Source organism: Ureibacillus sp. FSL W7-1570, assembly GCF_038593265.1.
Taxonomy (GTDB): domain Bacteria; phylum Bacillota; class Bacilli; order Bacillales_A; family Planococcaceae; genus Ureibacillus; species Ureibacillus suwonensis.
In genome coordinates, this window is the sequence record NZ_CP151979.1 from 2,333,673 (window position 1) to 2,357,356 (window position 23,684).

25 protein-coding genes are annotated in these 23,684 nt (G+C 39.9%); 14 read left to right on the forward strand and 11 right to left on the reverse strand.

From position 1 onward, the window contains the following. Nucleotides 1–9 precede the first annotated feature (9 nt). The 3 genes from NST13_RS11740 (at nucleotide 10) to NST13_RS11750 (ending at nucleotide 2,756) form a co-directional block, all read left to right on the forward strand. Complete coding sequence (locus tag NST13_RS11740; protein ID WP_342580654.1) at nucleotides 10–429, forward strand: hypothetical protein; 420 nt, start codon at nucleotides 10–12, stop codon at nucleotides 427–429. 191 nt (nucleotides 430–620) lie between these two features. Then, on the forward strand, nucleotides 621–947 hold the full coding sequence (locus NST13_RS11745; protein ID WP_342470800.1) for a helix-turn-helix domain-containing protein: 327 nt from the start codon (nucleotides 621–623) through the stop codon (nucleotides 945–947). Nucleotides 948–1,109: 162 nt separating this feature from the next. Next, the gene (locus NST13_RS11750; RefSeq protein WP_342580655.1) at nucleotides 1,110–2,756 is read left to right on the forward strand and encodes an IS1182 family transposase; all 1,647 of its coding nucleotides are present in this window, start codon (nucleotides 1,110–1,112) and stop codon (nucleotides 2,754–2,756) included. A 43-nt stretch (nucleotides 2,757–2,799) separates the two neighbouring features. Here NST13_RS11750 and NST13_RS11755 read toward each other — a convergent pair whose 3' ends face one another. After that, the gene (locus tag NST13_RS11755; RefSeq protein ID WP_342580656.1) at nucleotides 2,800–3,300 is read right to left on the reverse strand and encodes an LURP-one-related family protein; all 501 of its coding nucleotides are present in this window, start codon (nucleotides 3,298–3,300) and stop codon (nucleotides 2,800–2,802) included. Nucleotides 3,301–3,314: 14 nt separating this feature from the next. Next, entirely contained in the window at nucleotides 3,315–4,184 is an 870-nt protein-coding gene (locus NST13_RS11760; protein ID WP_342580657.1) for a LysR family transcriptional regulator, read from the reverse strand. Between the two features lie 125 nt (nucleotides 4,185–4,309). Between NST13_RS11760 and NST13_RS11765 the strand changes: the two genes are divergently transcribed. The 3 genes from NST13_RS11765 (at nucleotide 4,310) to NST13_RS11775 (ending at nucleotide 5,954) form a co-directional block, all read left to right on the forward strand. Further along, complete coding sequence (locus NST13_RS11765) at nucleotides 4,310–5,020, forward strand: AzlC family ABC transporter permease (RefSeq protein WP_342580658.1); 711 nt, start codon at nucleotides 4,310–4,312, stop codon at nucleotides 5,018–5,020. Then, nucleotides 5,017–5,322: an AzlD domain-containing protein gene (locus NST13_RS11770; RefSeq protein WP_342470796.1), complete on the forward strand. Its 306-nt coding sequence runs from the start codon at nucleotides 5,017–5,019 to the stop codon at nucleotides 5,320–5,322. The genes NST13_RS11765 and NST13_RS11770 overlap by 4 nt, the downstream gene beginning before the upstream one ends. A 260-nt stretch (nucleotides 5,323–5,582) precedes the next feature. Further along, on the forward strand, nucleotides 5,583–5,954 hold the full coding sequence (locus NST13_RS11775) for a hypothetical protein (RefSeq protein WP_342470795.1): 372 nt from the start codon (nucleotides 5,583–5,585) through the stop codon (nucleotides 5,952–5,954). Between the two features lie 67 nt (nucleotides 5,955–6,021). Here NST13_RS11775 and NST13_RS11780 read toward each other — a convergent pair whose 3' ends face one another. From NST13_RS11780 to NST13_RS11815, 8 genes are all read right to left on the reverse strand, one after another. After that, nucleotides 6,022–6,435 carry a DUF418 domain-containing protein gene (locus NST13_RS11780; RefSeq protein WP_342470793.1) on the reverse strand — a complete coding sequence of 138 codons (414 nt, stop codon included), beginning with the start codon at nucleotides 6,433–6,435 and terminating at the stop codon, nucleotides 6,022–6,024. A gap of 2 nt (nucleotides 6,436–6,437) precedes the next feature. Continuing rightward, nucleotides 6,438–6,989 (reverse strand): hypothetical protein, encoded by a 552-nt coding sequence (locus tag NST13_RS11785; RefSeq protein WP_342580659.1) that lies wholly within the window; start codon nucleotides 6,987–6,989, stop codon nucleotides 6,438–6,440. Between the two features lie 30 nt (nucleotides 6,990–7,019). Continuing rightward, nucleotides 7,020–7,184, reverse strand: a complete 165-nt coding sequence (locus tag NST13_RS11790) for a hypothetical protein (RefSeq protein ID WP_342470791.1) — start codon at nucleotides 7,182–7,184, stop codon at nucleotides 7,020–7,022. 267 nt (nucleotides 7,185–7,451) lie between these two features. After that, complete coding sequence (locus tag NST13_RS11795) at nucleotides 7,452–8,342, reverse strand: manganese catalase family protein (protein WP_342580660.1); 891 nt, start codon at nucleotides 8,340–8,342, stop codon at nucleotides 7,452–7,454. Between the two features lie 63 nt (nucleotides 8,343–8,405). Beyond that, nucleotides 8,406–8,618 carry a YuzF family protein gene (locus NST13_RS11800; protein ID WP_208651188.1) on the reverse strand — a complete coding sequence of 71 codons (213 nt, stop codon included), beginning with the start codon at nucleotides 8,616–8,618 and terminating at the stop codon, nucleotides 8,406–8,408. Between the two features lie 141 nt (nucleotides 8,619–8,759). Further along, complete coding sequence (locus NST13_RS11805; RefSeq protein WP_342470788.1) at nucleotides 8,760–9,083, reverse strand: DUF378 domain-containing protein; 324 nt, start codon at nucleotides 9,081–9,083, stop codon at nucleotides 8,760–8,762. Between the two features lie 150 nt (nucleotides 9,084–9,233). Then, on the reverse strand, nucleotides 9,234–12,662 hold the full coding sequence (gene pyc / locus NST13_RS11810; RefSeq protein WP_342580661.1) for a pyruvate carboxylase: 3,429 nt from the start codon (nucleotides 12,660–12,662) through the stop codon (nucleotides 9,234–9,236). 73 nt (nucleotides 12,663–12,735) lie between these two features. Beyond that, the gene (locus tag NST13_RS11815; RefSeq protein ID WP_342580662.1) at nucleotides 12,736–14,403 is read right to left on the reverse strand and encodes an L-lactate permease; all 1,668 of its coding nucleotides are present in this window, start codon (nucleotides 14,401–14,403) and stop codon (nucleotides 12,736–12,738) included. A 207-nt stretch (nucleotides 14,404–14,610) separates the two neighbouring features. On the opposite strand from NST13_RS11815, the gene NST13_RS11820 reads away from it, so the two are divergent. From NST13_RS11820 to NST13_RS11855, 8 genes are all read left to right on the forward strand, one after another. Next, the gene (locus NST13_RS11820; RefSeq protein WP_340715743.1) at nucleotides 14,611–15,330 is read left to right on the forward strand and encodes a FadR/GntR family transcriptional regulator; all 720 of its coding nucleotides are present in this window, start codon (nucleotides 14,611–14,613) and stop codon (nucleotides 15,328–15,330) included. A gap of 144 nt (nucleotides 15,331–15,474) precedes the next feature. Next, nucleotides 15,475–16,191 (forward strand): (Fe-S)-binding protein, encoded by a 717-nt coding sequence (locus NST13_RS11825; RefSeq protein WP_340715280.1) that lies wholly within the window; start codon nucleotides 15,475–15,477, stop codon nucleotides 16,189–16,191. Nucleotides 16,192–16,204: 13 nt separating this feature from the next. Further along, nucleotides 16,205–17,629: a LutB/LldF family L-lactate oxidation iron-sulfur protein gene (locus tag NST13_RS11830; RefSeq protein WP_342580663.1), complete on the forward strand. Its 1,425-nt coding sequence runs from the start codon at nucleotides 16,205–16,207 to the stop codon at nucleotides 17,627–17,629. Beyond that, nucleotides 17,626–18,333, forward strand: a complete 708-nt coding sequence (locus NST13_RS11835; protein WP_342580664.1) for a lactate utilization protein C — start codon at nucleotides 17,626–17,628, stop codon at nucleotides 18,331–18,333. The genes NST13_RS11830 and NST13_RS11835 overlap by 4 nt, the downstream gene beginning before the upstream one ends. 160 nt (nucleotides 18,334–18,493) lie before the next feature. Further along, nucleotides 18,494–19,111: an NAD(P)-binding oxidoreductase gene (locus NST13_RS11840; protein WP_342580665.1), complete on the forward strand. Its 618-nt coding sequence runs from the start codon at nucleotides 18,494–18,496 to the stop codon at nucleotides 19,109–19,111. A gap of 138 nt (nucleotides 19,112–19,249) precedes the next feature. After that, the gene (locus NST13_RS11845; RefSeq protein ID WP_342580666.1) at nucleotides 19,250–19,765 is read left to right on the forward strand and encodes a PadR family transcriptional regulator; all 516 of its coding nucleotides are present in this window, start codon (nucleotides 19,250–19,252) and stop codon (nucleotides 19,763–19,765) included. Nucleotides 19,766–19,914: 149 nt separating this feature from the next. Beyond that, nucleotides 19,915–21,033: an ABC transporter permease gene (locus NST13_RS11850; protein WP_342580667.1), complete on the forward strand. Its 1,119-nt coding sequence runs from the start codon at nucleotides 19,915–19,917 to the stop codon at nucleotides 21,031–21,033. Next, nucleotides 21,033–21,722: an ABC transporter ATP-binding protein gene (locus tag NST13_RS11855; protein WP_342580668.1), complete on the forward strand. Its 690-nt coding sequence runs from the start codon at nucleotides 21,033–21,035 to the stop codon at nucleotides 21,720–21,722. The genes NST13_RS11850 and NST13_RS11855 overlap by 1 nt, the downstream gene beginning before the upstream one ends. 188 nt (nucleotides 21,723–21,910) lie before the next feature. Here the strand turns inward: NST13_RS11855 and NST13_RS11860 are convergent, their stop codons facing one another. Continuing rightward, nucleotides 21,911–23,563: an IS1182 family transposase gene (locus NST13_RS11860; protein ID WP_342580669.1), complete on the reverse strand. Its 1,653-nt coding sequence runs from the start codon at nucleotides 23,561–23,563 to the stop codon at nucleotides 21,911–21,913. Nucleotides 23,564–23,684: the final 121 nt, after the last annotated feature.

The following is a 23,684-nucleotide window of genomic DNA, read 5'->3' on the forward strand; positions in this document are numbered from 1 at the left end:
CACAAAGCCGTGAATCATGCACAAAACTTTGAACGCTATATTACACAATCGAATATTGGCTACGATTTGATTCCTTTTGAAGACGGTGCCAAAGGTTTCCGATTCTATCAACAATTAGAAAATGGACCGCAGCTATTATTGGGAGTTCTATTTAATGCGAATGATTCAATTGTTGACATAACAGTTTTTAATATAGCAAAAATAACAAACCCTTTAAAGGTGGAAATGTACTTAAATCTTCTAAATGAATTGAACAATCAATACCGTTATACGAAATTTGCGAAAGTCGATAACGAAATACAGGCAAATTACTCTTTGCCCCTTATAGAAAATCAGGATATGAGTGATATCATTGTGGAATTGATGCTTTTGGTTTTGAGAAGTGTTGAAGATTCCTTCCCTAAAATCATGAAACTTCAATGGGCATAAGAAAATGCGAAAAATATCAGCCATAAAAATGGGTGATATTTTTTCATATCCTAACGAATCTCTCCTCTTTTCTCTTATCAGTTACTTATTGTAACAATGTGTTTTTATCATATAACGTTTCTTATTATCACTTGTTTTGTTATTCTCATCATTTGTTTGATAAAATACATAGTAGAGAGGTGTTGTCATAAATGAATCAACCAACAATTTGCCCGAAATTTGAAAAAGCGGTTTCCATCATCAGCCAAAGATGGACTGCGTTAGTGATATATCAATTGCTTTCAGGACCAAAACGTTTTAGTGAAATTCAATCATCTATCGGCATAAGCGGAAAAGTATTATCAGACCGCTTAAAAGAGTTGGAGCAAATGGAGATTATCAACCGTAAAGTAATCCCCGCCACACCCGTCATCATCGAGTATTCATTGACGGAAAAAGGGCGTTCGATGGAACCGATTTTGACATCGATTGAAAAATGGTCACAGCAATGGATTTCCGTTGACTCAACCGAATCTTAAATGAAAAAGAGGTTGGGACAAAACCCCCTCTAAAATGGAAACAGCCCATGAAATTTTGGAATGAAATTTCATGGGCTGTTTTTCATTTTTTCAATAAAAAATAAGGACCTCTTCTGTTAAAATTAAGTTAGCACACAAAACCTAACAGAAAGAAGGGTCCTTATGTTCAAATATTATAACATGAATCAATTAGTTTTGCCTCTAGATTTAGAAATAAAATTACAAGAAAATGATATTGCCTTCCACATTCACCATTTAGTTGAAAGTATTCCAGATGAAGCCTTCCAGCCGTTTCTTCGAAATACAGGTTGTCCTGCTTATCATCCACGCATGATGCTAAAAATTATTTTGTGTGCCTATTCGCAGTCTGTCTTTTCAGGTCGAAAAATTGAAGCGCTATTAAAGGACAGTATACGAATGATGTGGTTGGCACAAGGATATGAACCAAGTTATCGGACGATCAATCGTTTTCGTGTGCATCCGGAAGTAAAAGAATTAATTCGTCAATGTTTTGTCCAATTCCGTTGCCAACTGGTGGAAGAAAAGTTAATCGATCAAGAAGCCATTTTTATCGATGGTACGAAGATTGAAGCGAATGCCAATAAATTTACTTTCGTATGGAAGAAATCCATTGAAAAATACAACCAAAACTTAATTGAAAAGTCCAATCAGTTATACAACGAACTATTAGAAAAAGAAATCATCCCTGAAATGGAGCGGGAAAGTGATGGGGAATTGTCCGTAGAAGAACTCGCTCAAATGGTGCAACAAGTCGATGAAGTCATTAAGGAATATGACCAAAAAATCGAATCATCGCCCGATGCCACAGAACGAAAAGCATTAAGAAGCGAACGAAAATATCCAAAACAAGCGTACAAACAATTAATAGACTTCATTCTACGCAAACAAAAGTATCAAAAAGCCTTGGACATCTTGGGGGAACGAAATAGTTATTCCAAAACCGACCCGGATGCGACGTTCATGCGAATGAAAGACGACTATATGAAAAACGGTCAATTGAAAGCTGGATACAACGTACAAATCGCAACAGAAGGTCAATACGCACTAGCTTATAGCATCTTTCCAAATCCTACTGATACACGTACATTAATTCCGTTCTTGAATGAGATAGAAAAGGATTATTTTCCGTTGCCAAAGTACATTGTCGCAGATGCTGGTTATGGTAGTGAACCAAACTATGAAGACATCCTTTCGAATCGAAAATGTGAGGCACTCATTCCATATACCATGTATGAGAAGGAACAAAAGAAGAAATATAAACAAAATCCATTTCATCCAGACAATTGGACGTATGACGAAGAAAGTGATACCTACACGTGTCCGAATCAGCAACGTGTAACATTCAGATATCATTCTGTACGTACAGATAAGACCGGTTTCAAACGAGAATTCAAAATTTACGAATGTGAAAACTGTTCAGGATGCCCATTCCGTTCATCATGTACAAAAGCAAAGGAAGGCAACCATCGAAAAGTCATGGTGAATGAAAAATGGGAACAACAAAAAGAATATGTAAGAACGAAGCTTTCAGAAGAAAAAGCAGGTTCTATTTTCCGTCAACGTAAAATTGACGTAGAACCAGTTTTTGGATTCTTGAAGGCTAATTTGCGTTTCACTCGATTTTCCGTCCGAGGAAAATCGAAGGTAGAAAATGAAATGGGGATTGCCTTAATGGCCGTGAATTTACGGAAATACACGGCCAACAAAAATCAACTGACCAAAAATAATGGAGAGAAATGGAAAAAGGAGAATTTGAGTTGGCTCAAATTCTCCTTTTTCCTATCTTGAAGCTAGTTTTGTCCCAGCCTCTTTTTATTCGGGAAGACTCCTATTAGACGGATGAACTGGCCGCCGCTGCGGTACTTTGCTCTTCTTTCACACAGTCTATGGCAATGACAAGCGCAATAATGATCTGTTCCATTTCTTCATTCAAAATTTCCACTTTGTAGCTGTCTCCCCAAGTAAACCACTCTTTGCTTACTTGGCCGATTTTTTCACCATGTTGGAACACTTGGAAGGTCATATCCCACCAATTGCCGCGCACTTCAATTCCGGCAGCATCAATGGTATAGCGGGAACGGAAGAAAGTGAATTCCTTTTTGATGGTGATTACCTGTCTTCCTTCCATTTCAACAATAAACTTCGGCAAAAAGGCGAATACTTTCTTCGTAATAACCGCCACTTCATGCCCCTCCATGTCATAGATTGTAAAGGTCTTAGGTATTTTCAAAAAGCTGCCTTCCACATAATACACTTCATTCCCCTGCTCATCTTTCACCTTAAATCGATCGGTAAGACTTAGAAACTTTTGTTTAATATAAAGCTGTTTCATCAGGGTCTCTCCTTTCATCGCGTTGCCGATAATTGCCGGATGATGAAATCGATAAAATAACGGCTGGCGATCGGCAATGTTTTCTTATTTTTATAGGCGATGCCCAAAGTTCGGGTAATTGGCGGTTCCACTTTCTTTTTGACAAAGCGATATCGGACTTTATTCATCACCATCTCGGAAAGAATCGAAACACCAAGGCCGTTTTCCACCATCGACATGATGGTATAATCATCAATCACCCGGAATTGGATATTCGGCCTCAATCCTTTTTTCTTAAAAGCTTCCAATGGTTCATTCAATTCCCCTTCTTCCAGCAGAATAAAAGGCTCTTCCGCCAAGTCCTCCAATGAAACGGTTGGTTGGGATACAAGGGGATGATCTTCCGGTAAAATGGCAAGCATATGGTCCTGCTTCAAAGCGACCGTTTCCAAATCCTCTGCCGCATCAGGATTTACAAATCCGAAATCCACACTGCCTTCTTTAATATATTTGACGATGCTTGTATATTCTCCTTGTTGCAATTGAAATTGTACCGATGGATACAGCTTCTTAAAATCTTGCATCAGACTGGGCAGCCAATTACTTGAAACGCTTGTGAAGGTTCCTATGCGAATATTCCCAGTGGCCAGTCCTTGCATTTCCCTCGCTTTTTCCATTAATTCCGCATGGGAATTTGCCACCCTCGTAATAAAAGGCAAAAATTCCTCTCCATCCGGCGTTAACATAATCCCTTTCCGGGAGCGATAAATTAACGTCGTTCCCAGCTCTTCTTCGAGGGCTTGAATCATCTGGCTGATGGCGGACTGGGTATAACCCAGTTCTGCTGCCGCTTTGGTAAAGCTGCCTTTTTCTATCACTTTTAAAAAGGCATAATATTGTTTCATTTCACGTTGACACCTTCCATCAATATTCCTTATGTAATAATTATAAACATTAATTTTACTGATGTTTATCCCTTTGTTAGAATCTTCTAAAAAGCAATTGATAATCTAATGGAGGACATAATAAGATGAAAACGAATATAGCGGCATGGAAAAGGGGGATCAAAACAGGCATCCCCATTGCATTTGGTTATTTCGCGGTCTCCTTTTCCTTCGGGATTCTTTGTAAACAGGCAGGATTGAATCCCTTTGAAGCGGTCTTGATGTCTGCAACGAATTTAACTTCCGCCGGGCAATTCGCCGGGCTTACCATGATTGCCGCGATGGCGACGGTTATTGAAATTGCGGTTGCACAGCTGATCATCAACTCCAGATATTTGTTAATGTCCTTTTCTCTGTCACAAAAGATTCCAACAGATACACCTATCTATCACCGATTATTGATGTCCTATGGAATTACCGATGAAATATTCGGTGTTTCCATTGCGCAACCGGGAAAATTAAATCCTTATTTTATGTATGGCGTGATGACGGTGGCCGTTCCTGGTTGGGCATTGGGAACGCTTTCCGGAGTGATTTCGGGGAATATTTTCCCGGAAAGAATTACGAGCGCTCTGAGCATTGCCCTTTACGGCATGCTCCTTGGGGTGATCGTCCCACCGGCAAAAAAGAATAAAATCATTGCCGGAGTTATCGTTGTTTCGATGCTGTGCAGCGCCATTTTTGCCGTTATTCCCGCTTTAAAAAGCGTCTCATCCGCTGTAAAAATCATCGGAATCACCCTGGTGATTGCAGGCGCAGCCGCATTTCTCTTCCCAATAAAGGAGGAGGAGGCATGAATCATACTGTTTTTTATATTCTCGTGATGGCTGTTGTTACCTATTTGATACGGGTATTGCCTCTAACCCTTGTAAGAAAAGAAATCAAAAATATTTATATCCGGTCTTTTTTGCACTATGTGCCATATGTAACATTGGCTGTGATGGTTTTTCCCGGAATTTTGGAGTCCACCGCCTCACCTTGGTCAGCACTTGTAGGATTTTTGGTTGCCATCATTTCCGCTTATTTGGGAGGGAACATTGTCAGCGTGGCGTTGCTCACTTGTACAGCTGTATTGATCGTGGAATTGTTTTTATATTAATTCTCAGGGAGAACAATCGCTTCTCCCTTTATTTTTTCCCCATCATTAGAAGGCTCGTTGGTCCATTTTATTTCACTGAAACTTTTATTTGGAAAACCCTGAATGCACTTTCAATAAATTCACTGATTCCATTCATAATTTTTGGCGATTCACATTATGATGAAATAAGAAAAACATAAAGGAGGAACTCATCGGCACCGGGAAGGGGAATGTTGTCTTCGTAGGGGAGAGCATGTGAAAAAACATAAAGGGGTGTATACATGAGGGGAGCCATTTGGATTCGACTGGCCATTCTTTATTTGATCTTCGGGCTTTGTGTAGGTTTATTCATGTCGATCACTCTTAATCTTCAATGGGGTTCTGCCCATGCCCACGTAAACCTGGTAGGGTTCGTAACAACAACATTGTTCGGAGTTATTTATAGCGTTTATCCAAAAGCAGCGGTCAATTCAATCGGAAAGGCTCATTTTTGGCTCCATAATCTAGGAATCCCCATCTTCCTACTCAGCGCCTTTTTAGTCCAGGTTCCCGGCTTGCTCGACACAGCACATATTTTCACATATATAGGCGGCGGAGCTTTCTTGTTAGGCACCATTCTTTTTGCATACAATGCCTTTAAACATATAAAATGATTCGGGTTTGAAAGGAAAGCTAAAAAGGTATGCAAACAATAGAGCGTTTGTATACCTTCTTTTTACATTAGGCAGTCTCTTTCATGAATCGAGCAAATGGAGCATTCGTCAGCCGTCTCCAAATCATTTCAAAAGGTCCGCGATTGTACTTTCTCAGCCAGAAATGGGCAAAAATCATCATCAATAAAGTAATGAATATAAACACAACAATCGTTCCAACCGAATTCAACTTCCCTCCAAGGGAGAATCCCCAGCTATAGAACAATACAGAAGCCGTGATATTTTGCAAAATGTAGCAGCTGAGGGCTGTCCTTCCCACCTCTGAAAGTCTTTGCAGAAGAAAATGATTGGCTTTCCGCTCCAATATCCAATGAATCGCCATGAGATATCCTACCGCCATCAGCGGCGCAAATAAGTAACGAACCAGCGTCACCATTGAATAGAATGGTAAAAATACTAACGCATTAAGCGGAATGCCCACAACTAAACCCCAGAAAAAAATTTTTTTCTCAGTTCTTCACTTCTTTTGGTTTGACGGAAAATTCCCGCACGCACAAGATACACACCGAACAAAAATAGCAGGATATTCATTGGGATGACGGCAATGGCTTCCAATCTCATCTGAAATATCCCATCGAATCGAAATAATACTTGATCCAAATACGAACCTGTAGAGTAGACGGCGGCAATCTCATTTAATGCAAGGGAGAATTCTTCTTGTGACCCGGGAAATCTCATTCCTGCCTCTAATATGAAAGAGATCAGTAATACACCTGCAATATGAAGAATTCCCAGTATCAAAGCCAAAATTTTGATTAACTTTATTTTGCGTCGGACAAGTAGGGCTACGATGATTCCCGTTACAGCATAGCTCATCAGAATATCATACTCAAAAACAAATAAAAAATGGAGGAAACCATCCGCTAATAGCAACAACATGCTCCAAATGTATAACCATAGCCATATGTGTTCTTGATTCCGTTTGACGAAAGACTGACGTTTCAGCTCCAGTCCCATGCCAAATAAAATGGTCAACAGCCCCAAAAACTTGCCATTGGTTAAAAATCATACGAGTGATTCTAATATGGTATCGAGTGAATAGTCATTCATTCCAAAACCGAGCATAAAATCATAGTTTCCCAGTTTACTAAAAATCCAAATATTTGTACCCAAGGTTCCAATAATGGCCAATCCTCTGGCTATATCTAATACTTGGATTCTTTTTTCCACAAAAAGCCCCCCTCAACCTATGGTGAACCGTTTTTTATTTGGAATTCATTCCATCATTTTTTTACAGTAAATACCTGCCAATCTTAAAAAACAATCCATTTATTAGTAGTACGATTTAACCTTCTTTCAGTTTCATTTATTCTCGAAAAAACATACATTTTTCTGTTTTAAAAGGAAATTCCATTTGGTTGTTGAATAACATAAATAATCCGTTCCACAAGGATTTGTACGTGGAACGGCGATTTTTTACTTTCATGCAATTGTTTTTTACAAGTTACTCTGGAGTCTTTTTAAGATGCGGAGATAATCATCCCGATCAATTCCAGGAGCAAATTCTTCCGGAAGTTCTGGAAGATCCGGAACTGGCGCACCTTCCGGAGTTCCGTGAATTACTCTTAACTCTTCTCCCGTTTCGGGGTTTTTCCCTTTCCAAATTTGATTAATATCCCGGTAATCTTCTTCTCCCCATGTGTATAAAACATTAAATAATCCTTGTTCCATAAATGGTTTGGCGTAATCAAATTTGCTGTTGTCCAAGCTTGGAACTGGGAGCATTTTTGATACATCGACTCCTGTTGCCATTTCAATGGCTTTGGCATAAGCGATAATGTGCGTGCCGCCTCGAACAAGCAAGTATCCAATCATTGTGAGTGCCGTCGGATGGGTCGTCATCTCATAAACCCGCATTTTATGGGTTCTTGCACCGATTTCCAACATATAATTGAAAAGAAGATCTGCTACGAGGTTGCCTGTATTTGTAACAAATTCACCAGTCCATGGTCTTCCCATTGAATCTCCTGGATAAGCGGTTTGAGCAGTTGACGTAAAGTGGAGGGAATAACGGGCATCTTTTCCGTTTTGCAGTGGGGCTGTGTCAGGTCCTGTTGGAACAGTATTTCCTGTGGAGAGAAGGTTGATGGCCGTCGATACTAATTCTACATGGCCAAATTCCTCTGCCGTAATACTTGCTACTAAATCATAAAAAGGTTTGAACTTTTTCTTGCCTCGGAAATTAAAGGATTGAAACATATAATTGTTTAACGTAGACATTTCACCATATTTTCCGCCAAGCAATTCTTGAACAGCGGCTGCTGCATTCATATCACCATGCTTCGGAATCGGCAATTCAATAAGAATTTTATTTTCTCGTTTAAACATAATTGAGTAAGCCTCCATCCATAAATTTTAACCAATTGTATCTTATGTTGGATGGAGATTGGATTATGACTCTTTTATTGGTTGAATCCAAATAATTTGCTCTGTTCTTACATAAAACGGTGATCCGCCCATTTCAACAACAATATGGTCTGGCATCACTGTTTTTAATGTGCCGCGTAAACTGCCTCGAATTGTTTGAACAGCGATAGATTGATTTTGTAGGCTTTTTAATGATTCATATACATACGGATCGCTGAGCTTCCAATTTCCATTCATACTGCAACACCCCTTTTCACAAGTCCATTGCAATATATGCAATGTTCGCGAAAAATGTGCCATTGTATATTTTTTTGGAAGTTGCATAAAAAAGTGCAGCACTCTGCCATCTTTCCTGCAAAGTACTGCACCGCGAAAAATTCATTGTTCATTCTCGTTTGATTTCTTTAATGAAGAGAGATCTTCTTCTTCACCAAATTCTGTTCTGTAGTTCATCTGACTTTGATTTGGCTGGCTGACAGAACTCGTTGTATCTTCCCGATCTAATTCATCCCAAGGCTCAAACAAGAGCGTTAAGCAAAATAAACCGCTCAACCCTACCAAGCCATAAATAATACGTGAGATAACGGAATCTTGCCCTCCAAACAAAGTAGCAACTAAATCAAAATTAAAAAATCCAATGAGTCCCCAATTGATGGCACCGATAATGGCTAGTACAAGAGCAATTCTTTGCAAAACTTTCATTATCATACCTCCTTATATTTTTATCTTTTCATTTAAAGGAGGATTTCATACAAGGGATATGGGGATTCTTTTAAGTTTTGCAAGGCCAAATTCTTCCATTAACATTTCAAGCCAGCAAGAAGATATCCTTGCTGGCTTAAATCACCTTTGTTATTCGATTTCAATTAATAGGTCGCCAGTGGAAATGGAGTCGCCCTCTTTGACGTAAATTTCTTTTACCACACCGTCTTTTGGCGCCTGCACAGTTGTTTCCATCTTCATGGCTTCCGTAATTAATAAATGGTCGCCCCGCTTGATCGGACTGCCTTTAGATACTACCACTTTCAAAATTGTACCCGGCATCGTTGCACCGATTTGATTTGGATTGGATGGGTCCGCTTTGACGGCTTTATTACCCGTTGCCTCCACCGTCATATCTTGTACGACAATTTCCCGAGGTTGGCCGTTAATTTCAAAGTAAATTACCCGTGTACCATCATGTTGAGGCTCGCCAATGGACACTAATTTAATAATCAATGTTTTTCCTTTTTCAATTTCCACTTCAATTTCTTCGCCCAGGCGCAAACCATATAAGAATGTTGGAGTATCTAATACAGAAATGTCACCATATTGGGCACGCACTTTAGCGTATTCTTCAAATACTTTTGGATATAGTGCATAGGAGATTAAATCTTTCTCAGTCGGTTTGAATCCAACTTTTTCTTCCAGCTCAACAGCAAGTTTACTAAAATCAACCGGCTCAAGCAGTTCACCAGGGCGCACCGTAATTGGCTTGCGGTCTTTTAGTATAAGCTTTTGCAGTTTTTTCGGGAATCCGCCATAAGGCTGTCCTAGATAACCTTGGAAAAATTCAATGACGGAATCAGGGAAGTCAAGCGTTTTCCCGCGCTCAAAAATATTTTCTTCATCTAAATCATTTTGCACCATAAAAAGCGCCATATCGCCAACAACTTTTGATGATGGCGTTACTTTTACAATATCGCCAAACATTAAATTGACGCGGGAATACATTTTCTTTACTTGCTCCCAGCGGTCCCCAAGCCCTACTGCTTTCGCTTGTTGCTGCAAGTTGCTGTATTGTCCGCCAGGCATTTCGTGTACATACACTTCTGAATGAGGGGCATTCATGCCGCTTTCGAAATCCACATAATATTTTCGCACATCCGCCCAATAGTAAGATAGTTTTTCAAGGGATTCTATATCCGCTCTAACTTGCCGTTTTTCGCCGCTTAAAGCATAGTAGAGCGAATTGGCGCTTGGCTGAGATGTTAAGCCAGCCATGGAACCTAATGCCGTATCAATAATGTCCACTCCTGCTTCAATGGCTTTTGCATAAACGAAAATCCCATTTCCACTTGTATCATGAGTATGGAGATGAATTGGCAAATCTGTTGTTTCCTTCAATTCGGAAATTAAACGATAAGCTGCATTTGGTTTAAGCAGCCCTGCCATATCTTTAATGGCTAAAATATGCGCGCCGGCCTGTTCTAATTGTTTTGCCATTTCCTTGTAATATTGCACCGTATATTTTGCTCTTCCATCATCTAAAATATCGCCCGTATAGCAGATTGCCGCTTCTGCCACTTTTCCGTTGAGGCGAACTTCGTCAATGGCCACTTCCATCGCTTTTACCCAGTTCAATGAATCGAAAATGCGGAATACATCAATACCGGACTGAGCTGATAATTTTATAAACTCGCGGATGACGTTATCCGGATAGTTGGAATACCCTACCGCATTGCTTCCTCTAAATAACATTTGGAACAAGATATTTGGAATTTTTTTGCGCAATGTTTCCAATCGATCCCAAGGGTCTTCTTTTAAAAAGCGATACGCTACATCGAAAGTTGCTCCTCCCCACATTTCAAGGGAGAAGAAATCGTTCATCAATTGGCTTGTAGCATCGGCAATTTCAAACATATCTTTCGAACGAACGCGTGTGGCAAGGAGCGATTGATGGGCATCCCGGAATGTTGTATCGGTAAGCAGTACATCATCTTGGGCTTTAATCCATTGGATAAGTCCAGCCACGCCTTGTTCATCTAAAATTTGTTTTGTACCAGTTACCTTTTTTTCAGGTACAGTCGGAATATGAGGCTGAACAAAGATTGGTTTTGGCCGCTTTTCGATTCCAGGGAAGCCATTTAATGTCACATTGCCGATATAGTTTAACAGCTTTGTCGCACGGTCTTTCCGTTCTTTAAATTCAAATAATTCCGGTGTTGTATCAATAAAGCTTGTATCGAATTGGCCGCTTAAAAATTTCTCATGGTTTACGACATTTTCTAAAAACGGAATATTGGTTTTCACACCTCGAATACGGAACTCCCGCAAATTGCGATCCATTTTTTGCGCTGCTTCTTCAAAGGTTCTTCCCCAAGTCGATAGTTTCACAAGCAACGAATCATAGTGAGGAGTAACAACTGCGCCTTGGAAACCGTTCCCTGCATCTAAACGGACACCAAAACCGCCGGATGAGCGATACACCATAATTTTTCCTGTATCCGGCATAAAATGGTTTTTTGGATCTTCCGTTGTAATCCGTGATTGAATGGCATAGCCAAATAAAGGAATCTTTTCTTGCTCAGGAATCCGAATTGCTTTACTGTGTAGTCCATGACCTTCCGCAATTTTAATTTGCGCCTGAACAATATCAACTCCTGTAATCATTTCGGTAATGGTATGTTCCACTTGAATGCGCGGGTTTACCTCAATAAAGTAAAAATTATCGCCCGTTACTAAAAACTCCACTGTCCCTGCATTCACATACTGCACATTTTTCATCAATTTTACAGCTGCTTCGCAAATGCGGCGGCGCAACTCTTCTGAAATTGAGATAGATGGCGCAATCTCTACCACTTTTTGATGGCGGCGTTGAATTGAGCAATCCCGTTCATATAAATGCACGATATTGCCGGCTTCATCCCCTAAAATTTGAACCTCTATATGTTTTGGTTTAACAATGGCTTTTTCCACGTAAACCTCATCCGAACCAAAAGCCGCTTTTGCTTCGGATTTGGCCCGTTCAAAAGCCTCTTTTAAATCGCTTGCCTTTTCCACAAGGCGCATTCCTCTGCCTCCACCGCCAAGTGCAGCTTTAATCATAATGGGGTAGCCGTATGTATCTGCAAACTGTTCAACTTCTTCCAAACTTTTTACTGGCCTATCTGTACCTGGAATGACAGGAATTCCAGCAGCGATGGCTTGTTCGCGAGCCTTTACTTTATCCCCAAATATGCTTAAATGTTTTGATTTTGGTCCAATGAAGATGATTCCTTCTTCTTCGCAACGGCGAGCAAACTCTACATTCTCTGATAAAAAGCCATATCCCGGGTGAATAGCATCCACATTTGCTTCTTTTGCTATTTTTAAAATTCCTTCAATATCTAAATAAGCATCAATCGGTTTTTTTCCATTTCCTACTAAGTAGGATTCATCCGCTTTAAAACGATGAATGGCGCCGCTATCCTCATGGGAATAAATTGCAACGGTTTTTATTTTCAATTCAGTACATGCGCGGAAAATGCGGATGGCAATTTCGCCGCGGTTTGCTACTAAGACTTTTTCAATTTTTTTCATAAGTTTTCCCCCCATTACTCAAAATTGTTAGCAGCATCATCTATAACAGACAATACTGCTAAGATTTCAGAACTTATGGAATTATCCATGTAAGTACCGTGCTTTGCAAAAATGTAATGATACATATGCAGAGAAGTAAAATGAGACTATATTTTAAGGCAAATTTTAACAACTCTGATTCTCTTCCGATTAATCCCACCGCTGCAGCAGCTACAGCTAATGTTTGCGGCGAAATCATTTTTCCAGTCACGCCTCCCGATGTGTTGGCAGCCAACGCAAGAACCGGATCCATGCCGATGGATTCAGACGTAACTTGCTGCAACTTGGCAAACAATACGTTGGAAGATGTATCCGAACCTGTAACAAACACACCAATCCAGCCAAGCACCGGTGAGAAGAACGGGAATAAAGCTCCTGTTTTTGCCAATACTAAACCTAAAGTCGTCATCATGCCGGCTGTGTTTGCCACATAAGCATAACCAACAACGCAGCAAATAGTTAAAAGCGGGAATTTAATTTCGTTGATGGTTTCACCAAAAGTTTTTACCCATTTACCCCAAGAAACTTTCAATAGAAACTTAGATACTATAGCAGCAAATAAAATGGCTGTTCCCGCAGCACCTAATAATTCGAATTTATACACTGCCGCAATTTCTTTGCCTGTTGAACCATCAATCACTTGATTATGTAAAAACGGTACTTCCGGATAGAACGTGAGCGCACCACCAATGTTATTCACAAAGGTTAAAAATGCGTTCCCGCCTTCATATGTACCTAATAACGCCTTTTTGAAGGATGGAATTCCCCAGGCAGAAATAAATAGCGTTAATACAATAAACGGAGACCAAGCCCTTAAAATTTGTCCACTAGTATAATGATTTTTTGTATCCTCCATTTGGCCATCCGTTTCAAAACGATAAATATGTTTTGGCTGCCAAAAGCGCAAGAAAATCGCTAAAGCTACTAAGGATACTAAGGATGAAATAATATCCGGCAATTCGGCGCCCAAATAATTGGAACTTAAAAATTGCGCCACTGCAAACGAAATACCGGATACTAAAATTGCAGGCAGCACTTCAAAAGCCCGTTTAAAACCGACCATAATCACCACTAAAACAAATGGAATAAATACGGCAATAATAGGCAATTGACGGCCTACCATTTTTGAAATTTCTAAAGCAGGAATCCCTGTAATCCCTTCCATTACGGTAATCGGTACCCCAATAGCCCCGAAAGCTACAGGAGCTGTGTTTGCAATTAAACAAAGGCCCGCCGCTTGCAACGGTTTAAAACCCAACCCTACTAGCAACGCCGCTGTAATGGCAACCGGAGCGCCAAATCCTGCTGCCCCTTCCAAAAATGCCCCAAAAGAAAAGGCTATCAATAGAGCCTGAATACGACGATCTTCAGTAATAGATAACACCGATGAACGAATAACATCAAAGTGTCCGGTTTTTACCGTCAAGTTATATAAAAATACGGACGTAATGATAATCCAGCCAATTGGAATGATTCCATATACAGCCCCTTGCGAAGCAGATGCTACTGCTGTCAAAACTGGCACCTTAAATGCTAAAACTGCAATGACGATAGCTATAATTAAAGTGGTTAGCCCCGCCATATACCCTTTCATTTTTTTAATAGCAAGCGCCCAGAAAAAATATAAAATAGGAATTGTTGCAACCAGGGCTGTCCACCCTAAACTGTTTCCAACTGCTGTAAAATTTTGAGTAAATGTCATGCTCTTTCCCCCAATGTTTCAAAATATCCCCTATCAAGTCATCTGATGACCTTATGACTTAGATTATAAATTGAATTTTTTTAAAATTCAATGTTGTTTTACTTGAGTTACACTTTTATCTTCTCTGAACGAGAAGATTTTTCATTGTACTTTCGGTATAATGTATAATTAATTTACCGATTTTGCTTGAAAAACGAGGTGGACTATTTGAAACTTGCAAAAGTAAAAACGAAAAAAATTTACGAAGAAGTTTGTGAAATTCTTTATGAAAAGATCCGTACAGGCGAACTAAAACCAGGTGACCGTTTAGATTCTGTTGAATATTTAGCAGAGCAATTACAAGTCAGTAGATCCGCTGTTCGTGAAGCATTATCAGCCTTAAAAGCAATGGGGCTGATTGAAATAAAACAAGGCTCTGGCACATTTGTGAAAAACTTCCCTAAACAAAAACTGGAATTTCCTCTTTCTACGGCCATTATTACATACAGAGAATACGTCCCTCATTTGCTTGAATTAAGAAAAATTCTTGAAGTTGGGACGGCAAGAAGCGCAGCGAAAAACAGAACAAAAGAAGATCTTGTCATTTTAGAAGGAATCCTTGAGGAAATGAAAAACGTAGAAGGGGATGAAGAGCTTGGTGAAAAAGCGGATTTCGAATTCCATAAGGCCATTGCAAATGCTTCCCACAACCCTCTGCTACCTAATTTACTAAACCAAGTATCTGGGCTTACGATTGAATTAATGCGAGAAACAAGGCGCATTTGGTTATTTTCTAAACAAACCACGATTGAACAATTATATGATGAACATATGCAAATTTATTTAGCTATCAAACAACAAAATCCCGAACTAGCAGAACTCGCCATGTATTCCCATTTAAATAACGTAGAAGAAATTTTAATGAAATATTTCGATATGGCTGAATAAGGAAAAGTGTAGAAGTTTAACCAGCTTCTGCACTTTTTTATATTTTGTATTTTCAAAAAATTATAGTAGAATTTAAAAAAATGTGTTACTATTTAAGTCATCTGATGACCTGTTGATTTATGTAGGATTATAGGGGGATTCATAATGAAAGTCTCATTATTTGCGACATGCCTTGTCGATATGTTTCAAGGGAATGTAGGAAAAGCGACTGTTGAACTTCTTGAACGGCTTGGTTGTGAAATCGATTTTCCTTCATCACAAGTTTGCTGCGGACAGCCGGCTTATAACAGCGGATATGTAGAAGAATCAAAAGGTTCCATGAAAAACATGATTAAAGCATTTGAACATGCAGAATATGTTGTTACGCCATCAGGTTCTTGCGCATATATGTTCAAAGAATATCCGCATATTTTTAAAGGGGATCCGGAATGGGAACAAAGAGCGCAACGTTTAGCAGATAAAACCTATGAATTAACCGACTTTATTGTAAATGTTTTAAAAATTGAAAATGTCGGAGCCCGGTTAAAAGGCAAAGCTACTTATCATACATCATGCCATATGACGAGACTTTTAGGAGTAAAAGATGCACCCATCCGATTACTTCAAAATGTTGAAGGAATGGAATATGTTGAACTTCCAGGAAACGAGCGCTGCTGTGGATTTGGCGGTACATTCTCCGTGAAAATGGGGAATATTTCCGGAGAAATGGTGGATGAAAAAGTTCGCAATATCGAAGAAACAGGAGCGGATATTTTAGTTGGTGCAGATGCCGGATGCCTTATTAATATTGGAGGAAGAATCAGCCGCACCGGAAAGCCGATTCGCGTTATGCATATTGCAGAAGTGTTAAATAGTCGCTAAGGGGGGATTCATGATGGCTATGAAAACAAGTGATGAACATTTTAAAGAACGCGTAGAGACGAACTTAAACGATGCCTTTATGCGAGGCGCTATCTCCGCTGCCCAAGCCCGATTTCAAACCCGCCGTCAAGCTCGCGTGGAGGAATTAGGAAATTGGGAAGAATGGAGAGCTCATGGAGAAGAAATTCGAAAACACGTTTTAGAAAATTTAGATGCATATCTTTATGAGTTGAGCGAAAATGTGGCCAAACGAGGCGGCCATGTATTTTTCGCGAAAACAAAAGAAGACGCATCGAACTATATAAAAAACATCGCCATTCAAAAAGAAGCGAAAAAAATTGTTAAATCTAAATCGATGGTGACAGAAGAAATCAATCTAAACGCAGCGTTGGAAGAAGCCGGCTGCAAAGTGGTGGAAACCGATCTGGCCGAGTTCATTTTACAATTGAATGATCACGAGCCGCCTTCCCACATCATTGTGCCATCATTGCATAAAAACCGCCATCAAATACGGGAAATCTTTGCAAAAGTTGGCTACGACAAATCAGAACAACCTGAAGAAATGGCGCTGTTTGCCCGCAAAAAGCTGCGCGAGGAATATTTAACAGCAGACATCGGCATTACAGGATGCAACTTTGCCATTGCCGAAAGCGGCACAGTGACTTTAGTGACAAATGAAGGAAATGCAGACCTTGTCTCAGCTCTGCCAAAAACTCAAATCGTGGTAATGGGGATGGAAAGAATTGTACCAACCTTTGAGGAAATGGAAGTTCTCGTCAGCCTATTAACTCGCAGCTCGGTCGGCCAACGATTAACAAGCTATATCACATTGCTGACAGGCCCAAAAGGAGAAAACGAAACAGACGGTCCGGAAGAATTCCACTTAGTCATAGTAGATAATGGACGCTCGAAAATTTTAGGCACGGAATTCCAGCCTATACTACAATGCATCCGCTGTGCAGCATGTGTCAATGTTTGCCCAGTGTATCGCCATGTAGGCGGCCACACTTACGGGTCCATTTATTCAGGACCGATTGGCGCCGTTTTATCGCCGCTGCTTGGAGGATATGACGACTTCAAAGAATTGCCGTATGCATCAAGCCTTTGCGGTGCATGTACAGAAGTATGCCCTGTAAAAATCCCTTTGCATCAATTATTACATTTGCATCGCCAAAAAATAGTGGAACAGGAAGGCAAGGCACCAATTTCCGAACGTCTGATCATGAAAGCCTTTGGACTGGGCGCATCCACTTCACCGCTCTTTAATATGGCAACCAAAGTCGCTTCACCCGTCATGTCTCCTTTTGTAAAAGATGACAAAATCACACACGGGCCAGGGCCATTAAAAGCTTGGACGGAAGTGCGGGATTTTCCTGCACCGAATAAAGAAAGCTTCCGCCATTGGATGAAGCAGCGTCAGAAAGGAGAGAAATCATGACGATTCAAAATCGCGATGAATTCCTAAATCAAATTGCCAAAAGCCTCGGCCGCCCTGTTCGAACAAAAGTGGAACGTCCCGTTTGGAAATATTGCCCCCAACATGAAGTGTTAAAAAATGCATCCCAAGATGAACTGGTGGAAGTGTTGAAACAGCAATGCGAAAACATCCATACAACGTTCGTCCAAACAACAACCGCGGATTTGCCGAATGTACTTCATCAAGTGGTGAACGATTATGGAGGTGAATCGGTCATCACATGGAAAGACGACCGCTTTGAAAAATTCGGGGTGAAGAAATGGATGGAAAATTTGCCGGAAAACGGCATCCACTTTTACGAGTGGAATCCGGACACCCCTGAGGAAAACATTCGCCAGGCCGAAAAGGCGAATATCGGTATAACGATCAGCGAAACGACATTGGCCGAATCCGCCACCGCTATGCTTACCAGTCATCCAAACCGGGGACGCACAATGAACTTTTTGCCGCAAAAAGTGATCGTGCTTATTCCGAAAAGTTCCATTGTCCCTAGAATGACGCAAGCTGCCCAAAAAATCCGCAAGCAAATCGAAAAGGGTCAACAAGTGCCATCCTGCATTTTATTTATGTCAGGACCAAGCAATTCAGCAGATATAGAATCCGTATTGATTGTCGGCGTGCATGGTCCGGTGAAAGCGACTTATATTATGATTGAAGATCAATAATCATTGCTCCCATCATAAAAAGCCACGAAATGTTGATAGAACAACCTTTTGCGGCTTTTTATTCACCTTGCGGCCATTCAATTATTGGCATTTCAAATACCACAATTCTATAATTGATTACAAGGATTGTTTCTGTTTAACGGAAGGAAGGAGGGGCTTTATGAAAATTATCGTCTTTGGAGCAACGGGTGGTGTTGGCCGTCATGTCGTTAAACAAGCCTTGGAAAAAGGCTTTGAGGTGACCGCTTTTGTACGCAATCCATCTAAACTTGAAGTTGAACATGACAAATTGCACATTATTCAAGGTGACGCCTTCAATAAGGAAGAAGTATCTGCAGCGATTGATGGCCATGATGCAGTCATATCCTGTTTAGGCTCAAGCCAAGGGATGAAAAAATCCAATGAACTGGAAGAGATGACAAAAAATATTGTGGATGGTATGAAGGAACATCAAGTAAAACGTATTATTTACACTGCTTCTGCTGGAATTGATGGGGAAATTCCGGGAATCAGCGGAAAAATGGTGATGAAAATGTTAAAAAACGCACTTACAGACCATCGCCATGCAGTGGATTATATTCAAGCTAATGGACTCCATTATACGATCGTACGGCCAATGGGTTTAACGAATGATCCATTTACCGGAAATTACAGGGAAGCCAAAGAAGGGGTTCCAAATAACGCAAGATCGATTCCCCGCGCAGATGTGGCCCATTTCATCGTGAAAGCCTTAACGGATCCACAGTATGAAAACACATCGATTGCTGTTGCGACATAAATAGTGATTCAAAAAATAAGGACAAATAGATGCTGCAGATGATGTTACCAATTTAATGCCTGGTGGACGACCATTTGACTATATGAAAAAATTACGAGAAAATATATTCTGAATTATGAAGGAAAGGCGGATTATTCATTGGAACATCGCTCACTCATTTTACTCGGATTACTCATGGGCCAAAGTCAACACGGATATCAAATCAATGAATTTATCGAAAGAAATTTAAGCGCAGTCACAGACATGAAAAAACCTACCGCCTATGCCACGCTGGATAAACTGCATCAACAAGGATATATTGATATTCAACTGGAACAGGAAGGAAATAGACCCACCCGGAAAGTGTATTCGATTAATGATAAAGGGCGGGAATATTTTTTTCAATTGCTTTTGGACAATCTTTCTTCCGCCGAGACCGTCCACTATAAGGGCGACATCGGATTGATGTTTATGGATTTTCTTCCAATGGAAAAAGTGATCCCGGCCTTAAAAGAACGGTTAAAGAAAAACAAAACTCTATTAGAAATGCTTGAACAGACGCCTCCCCATGAAACAGGAAGCGGTGTTAACCTGGCAGTTCAACATAAAATCACGATGCTGGAAGCAGAAATTGCTTTTCTTGAAAAAACCATTCAAAAACTTCTTCACCCCTAATAAATTTCTGAAACTATCAAGGAACCATCACGGATGGTTCCTTTTTCTATAACCTCCATTTAGTCATGATTGACTAATCGCAAAATAACCCATATACTCTTAATAGTCACGTATGACTATTAAATATTTCAATAAGGAGTTGACAAGCATTGTTTCTCGCAATTAAAGAGTTGAAGCACAGCAAATTGCGGTTTTTATTAATTGGAGTAATCACCGTTCTCATAGCTTGGCTCGTTCTGATTCTTTGTGGATTAGGGAACGGCCTTACTACATTGAGTGCAGCAACTATAAAAAATATGGATGCTGACTATGTCGTTTTCGAAGAAGAATCGAGAGCCTCCATGAGCCGCTCAGTCATAAGCGAATCATTGGTCGATGAAATTAAACAACAAGCAAATGTTGAAGATGCAGCGCCAGTGGGTGCAACGTCCACAACAGTCATCAATGAATCTTCCACTGATGGGAAAAAAGTGGACGTTTCCATCTTGGGCATCATCCCTGGCAGTTTTCTGGAACCTCAAGTCGTGGAAGGAGATTCCCTTAAAGAGGGAAAACCTTTAGAAGTCATCGCAAATGATTCTCTAAAGAAAGAAGGCTATAAAATCGGGGACACACTGGAAATCGAAGGCTCATTAGAAAAAATGAAAATCGTTGGGTTTGTGACAAACGAAACCTACAACCACTTACCTTCCATTTTCACTACTCTTGATAAATGGCAAGCAATTCAGTTTGCAGCACCGGGTTCAGATAAAGGAATTGAGAAACCGGTTAATGCAATTATGCTGCAAGGGGAAAATATCGATGCAGAACAATTAAGCAAACAATTTGATAATATCGAAATCGTCACAAAAGCAAAAGCAATCCAAGGTATGCCTGGATTCAAAGAAGAAAATGGCACGATTATGATGATGCTCGGTTTCCTTTTAGTCATTTCAGCATTCGTATTAGGTGTTTTCTTCTATGTACTCACACTACAAAAATCGAATCAATTTGGAATATTAAAAGCGATCGGTGCAAGCAACCGTTTCCTTGCAAAAACCATTGTATCCCAAGTATTTTTATTGTCATTGATAAGTGTGGTTATTGGTATCCTATTAACTTACTTGACAGCATTGATTCTTCCGGAGGACATGCCGTTCTCACTTGATATTAAATTAGTTGTTCTCTATTCGATTTTACTTGTTATCATTTCAACATTGGGCTCTTTGGCTTCCGTCCGCAGAGTCACAAAAATTGATCCGCTGCTAGCGATTGGGAGGGTAGAATAATGGCAATTTTAGAATTTAACAATGTCTCTAAAATTTATCAGCAAGGGGAAAATGAAGTGCATGCCCTTCAGGATGTGTCGCTCACAGTGGAACAAGGGGAGTTTATTGCTGTCATTGGTCCATCCGGTTCGGGAAAAAGTACCTTCTTATCAATTGCAGGGGCGCTCTTGCACCCTACAAAAGGCGACGTCATTCTGAACGGAAAAAATCTGAATTCGATAAAACCGAAAGACTTGATAAATTTGCGCCTTCATGAAATCGGCTTTATTTTTCAAACGAGCAATCTCATTCCTTACTTAAATGTGCTCGATCAATTGCTTGTAGTGAAAAGATTGGACGGAAAAGAGACGAAAGAGGACAAGCAATTTGCCGTCCAATTATTGCAAGAACTTGGTTTGGGGGAAAAATTGAAAAAATTCCCTGAACAGCTATCAGGGGGAGAACGTCAACGTACGGCCATTGCCCGCGCTTTTATGAACGATCCATCCATCATTCTCGCAGATGAACCGACTGCAAGCCTTGATTCAAAAAGAGCCTTTGAAGTGGTTCAACTGATTGCAAAAGAAACGAAAACAAGAAATAAAGCAGCCATCATGGTAACCCATGACGAACGGATGCTGGAGTTCTGTGATAAAGTATATCGGATGGAAGATGGCAGATTAAAATTGGATGAATCGTTTAATTCATAAATAAAGCTTCCATCAATCTTCCGAAATGAAATTATCGATTAAGAGGCTACCTCCATTATAAAAATGGCATCATCCTCCTGACGATGTTCCAGTAACTTTAATTAAGCGTGCTGACCAGGCACTGTATATGGCAAAGAAAAACGGCAGAAATATAGTACAAGTCCTATGAAAAGGGGGCTGGGACAAAACTAGCTTCTAGATAGGAAAAAGGAGAATTTGAGTTGGCTCAAATTCTCCTTTTTCCATTTATCCCCATTATTTTTGGTTAGTTGATCTTTGTTGGCCGTGTATTTTCGTAAATTCACGGCCATTAAGGCAATGCCCATTTCATTTTCCACTTTCGATTTTCCTCGAACGGAAAATCGAGTGAAACGCAAATTAGCCTTCAAGAATCCAAAAACTGGTTCTACGTCTATTTTACGTTGACGGAAAATAGAACCAGCTTTTTCTTCTGAAAGCTTCGCTCTTACATATTCTTTTTGTTGTTCCCATTTTTCATTCACCATGACCTTTCGGTGATTGCCTTCCTTTGCTTTTGTGCATGATGAACGAAATGGACATCCTGAACAGTTTTCACATTCATAGATTTTCAATTCTCGTTTGAAACCAGTCTTATCTGTACGTACAGAACGATAACGGAAGGTTACTCGCTGCTGATTTGGACAAATGTAGGTATCACTTTCTTCGTCGTACATCCAATTGTCTGGATGAAATGGATTTTGTTTATATTTCTTCTTTTGTTCTTTCTCATACATGGTATATGGAATGAGTGCCTCACATTTTCGATTCGAAAGGATGTCTTCATAGTTTTGTTCACTACCATAACCAGCATCTGCGACAATATACTTTGGCAACGGAAAATAATCCTTTTCTATCTTATTCAAGAACGGAATTAATGTACGTGTATCAGTAGGATTTGGAAAGATGCTATAAGCTAGTGCGTATTGACCTTCTGTTGCGATTTGTACGTTGTATCCAGCCTTCAATTGACCGTTTTTCATATAGTCGTCTTTCATTCGCATGAACGTCGCATCTAAGTCTGTTTTGGAATAACTATTCCGTTCACCCAAGATTTCGAAGTCTTTTTGATACTTTTGTTTACGTAAAATCAAGTCAATCAACTGTTTGTACACTCGCTTCGGATATTTCCGTTCGCTTCTTAATGCTTTTCGTTCTGTGGCATCGGGCGATGCTTCTATCTTTTGGTCATATTCCGTAATCACTTCATCGACTTGTTGCACCATTTGAGCGAGTTCTTCAACGGACAGTTCTCCCTCATTTTCCCGCTCCATTTCAGGGATGATTTCCTTCTCTAACAGTTCGTTGTAGAGCTGATTGGATTTTTCAATTAAGCTTTGGTTGTATTTTTCAATGGATTTCTTCCATACGAAAGTAAATTTATTGGCATTCGCTTCAATCTTCGTACCATCGATAAAAATGGCTTCTTGATCGATTAACTTTTCTTCCACCAGTTGGCAACGGAATTGGACAAAACATTGACGAATTAATTCTTTTACTTCCGGATGCACACGAAAACGATTGATCGTCCGATAACTTGGTTCATATCCTTGTGCCAACCACATCATTCGTATACTGTCCTTTAATAGCGCTTCAATTTTTCGACCTGAAAAGACAGACTGCGAATAGGCACACAAAATAATTTTTAGCATCATGCGTGGATGATAAGCAGGACAACCTGTATTTCGAAGAAACGGCTGGAAGGCTTCATCTGGAATACTTTCAACTAAATGGTGAATGTGGAAGGCAATATCATTTTCTTGTAATTTTATTTCTAAATCTAGAGGCAAAACTAATTGATTCATGTTATAATATTTGAACATAAGGACCCTTCTTTCTGTTAGGTTTTGTGTGCTAACTTAATTTTAACAGAAGAGGTCCTTATTTTTTATTGAAAAAATGAAAAACAGCCCATGAAATTTCATTCCAAAATTTCATGGGCTG

Bases quoted from the DNA above. Each gene is read 5' to 3' on its own strand.
- NST13_RS11745 (WP_342470800.1), top strand. From the start codon at position 621: ATGAATCAACCAACAATTTGCCCGAAATTTGAAAAAGCGGTTTCCATC.
- NST13_RS11750 (WP_342580655.1), top strand. From the start codon at position 1,110: ATGTTCAAATATTATAACATGAATCAATTAGTTTTGCCTCTAGATTTA.
- NST13_RS11755 (WP_342580656.1), bottom strand. From the start codon at position 3,300: ATGAAACAGCTTTATATTAAACAAAAGTTTCTAAGTCTTACCGATCGA.
- NST13_RS11760 (WP_342580657.1), bottom strand. From the start codon at position 4,184: ATGAAACAATATTATGCCTTTTTAAAAGTGATAGAAAAAGGCAGCTTT.
- NST13_RS11765 (WP_342580658.1), top strand. From the start codon at position 4,310: ATGAAAACGAATATAGCGGCATGGAAAAGGGGGATCAAAACAGGCATC.
- NST13_RS11770 (WP_342470796.1), top strand. From the start codon at position 5,017: ATGAATCATACTGTTTTTTATATTCTCGTGATGGCTGTTGTTACCTAT.
- NST13_RS11775 (WP_342470795.1), top strand. From the start codon at position 5,583: ATGAGGGGAGCCATTTGGATTCGACTGGCCATTCTTTATTTGATCTTC.
- NST13_RS11795 (WP_342580660.1), bottom strand. From the start codon at position 8,342: ATGTTTAAACGAGAAAATAAAATTCTTATTGAATTGCCGATTCCGAAG.
- NST13_RS11800 (WP_208651188.1), bottom strand. From the start codon at position 8,618: ATGAATGGAAATTGGAAGCTCAGCGATCCGTATGTATATGAATCATTA.
- NST13_RS11805 (WP_342470788.1), bottom strand. From the start codon at position 9,083: ATGAAAGTTTTGCAAAGAATTGCTCTTGTACTAGCCATTATCGGTGCC.
- pyc (WP_342580661.1), bottom strand. From the start codon at position 12,662: ATGAAAAAAATTGAAAAAGTCTTAGTAGCAAACCGCGGCGAAATTGCC.
- NST13_RS11815 (WP_342580662.1), bottom strand. From the start codon at position 14,403: ATGACATTTACTCAAAATTTTACAGCAGTTGGAAACAGTTTAGGGTGG.
- NST13_RS11825 (WP_340715280.1), top strand. From the start codon at position 15,475: ATGAAAGTCTCATTATTTGCGACATGCCTTGTCGATATGTTTCAAGGG.
- NST13_RS11830 (WP_342580663.1), top strand. From the start codon at position 16,205: ATGGCTATGAAAACAAGTGATGAACATTTTAAAGAACGCGTAGAGACG.
- NST13_RS11835 (WP_342580664.1), top strand. From the start codon at position 17,626: ATGACGATTCAAAATCGCGATGAATTCCTAAATCAAATTGCCAAAAGC.
- NST13_RS11840 (WP_342580665.1), top strand. From the start codon at position 18,494: ATGAAAATTATCGTCTTTGGAGCAACGGGTGGTGTTGGCCGTCATGTC.
- NST13_RS11855 (WP_342580668.1), top strand. From the start codon at position 21,033: ATGGCAATTTTAGAATTTAACAATGTCTCTAAAATTTATCAGCAAGGG.
- NST13_RS11860 (WP_342580669.1), bottom strand. From the start codon at position 23,563: ATGTTCAAATATTATAACATGAATCAATTAGTTTTGCCTCTAGATTTA.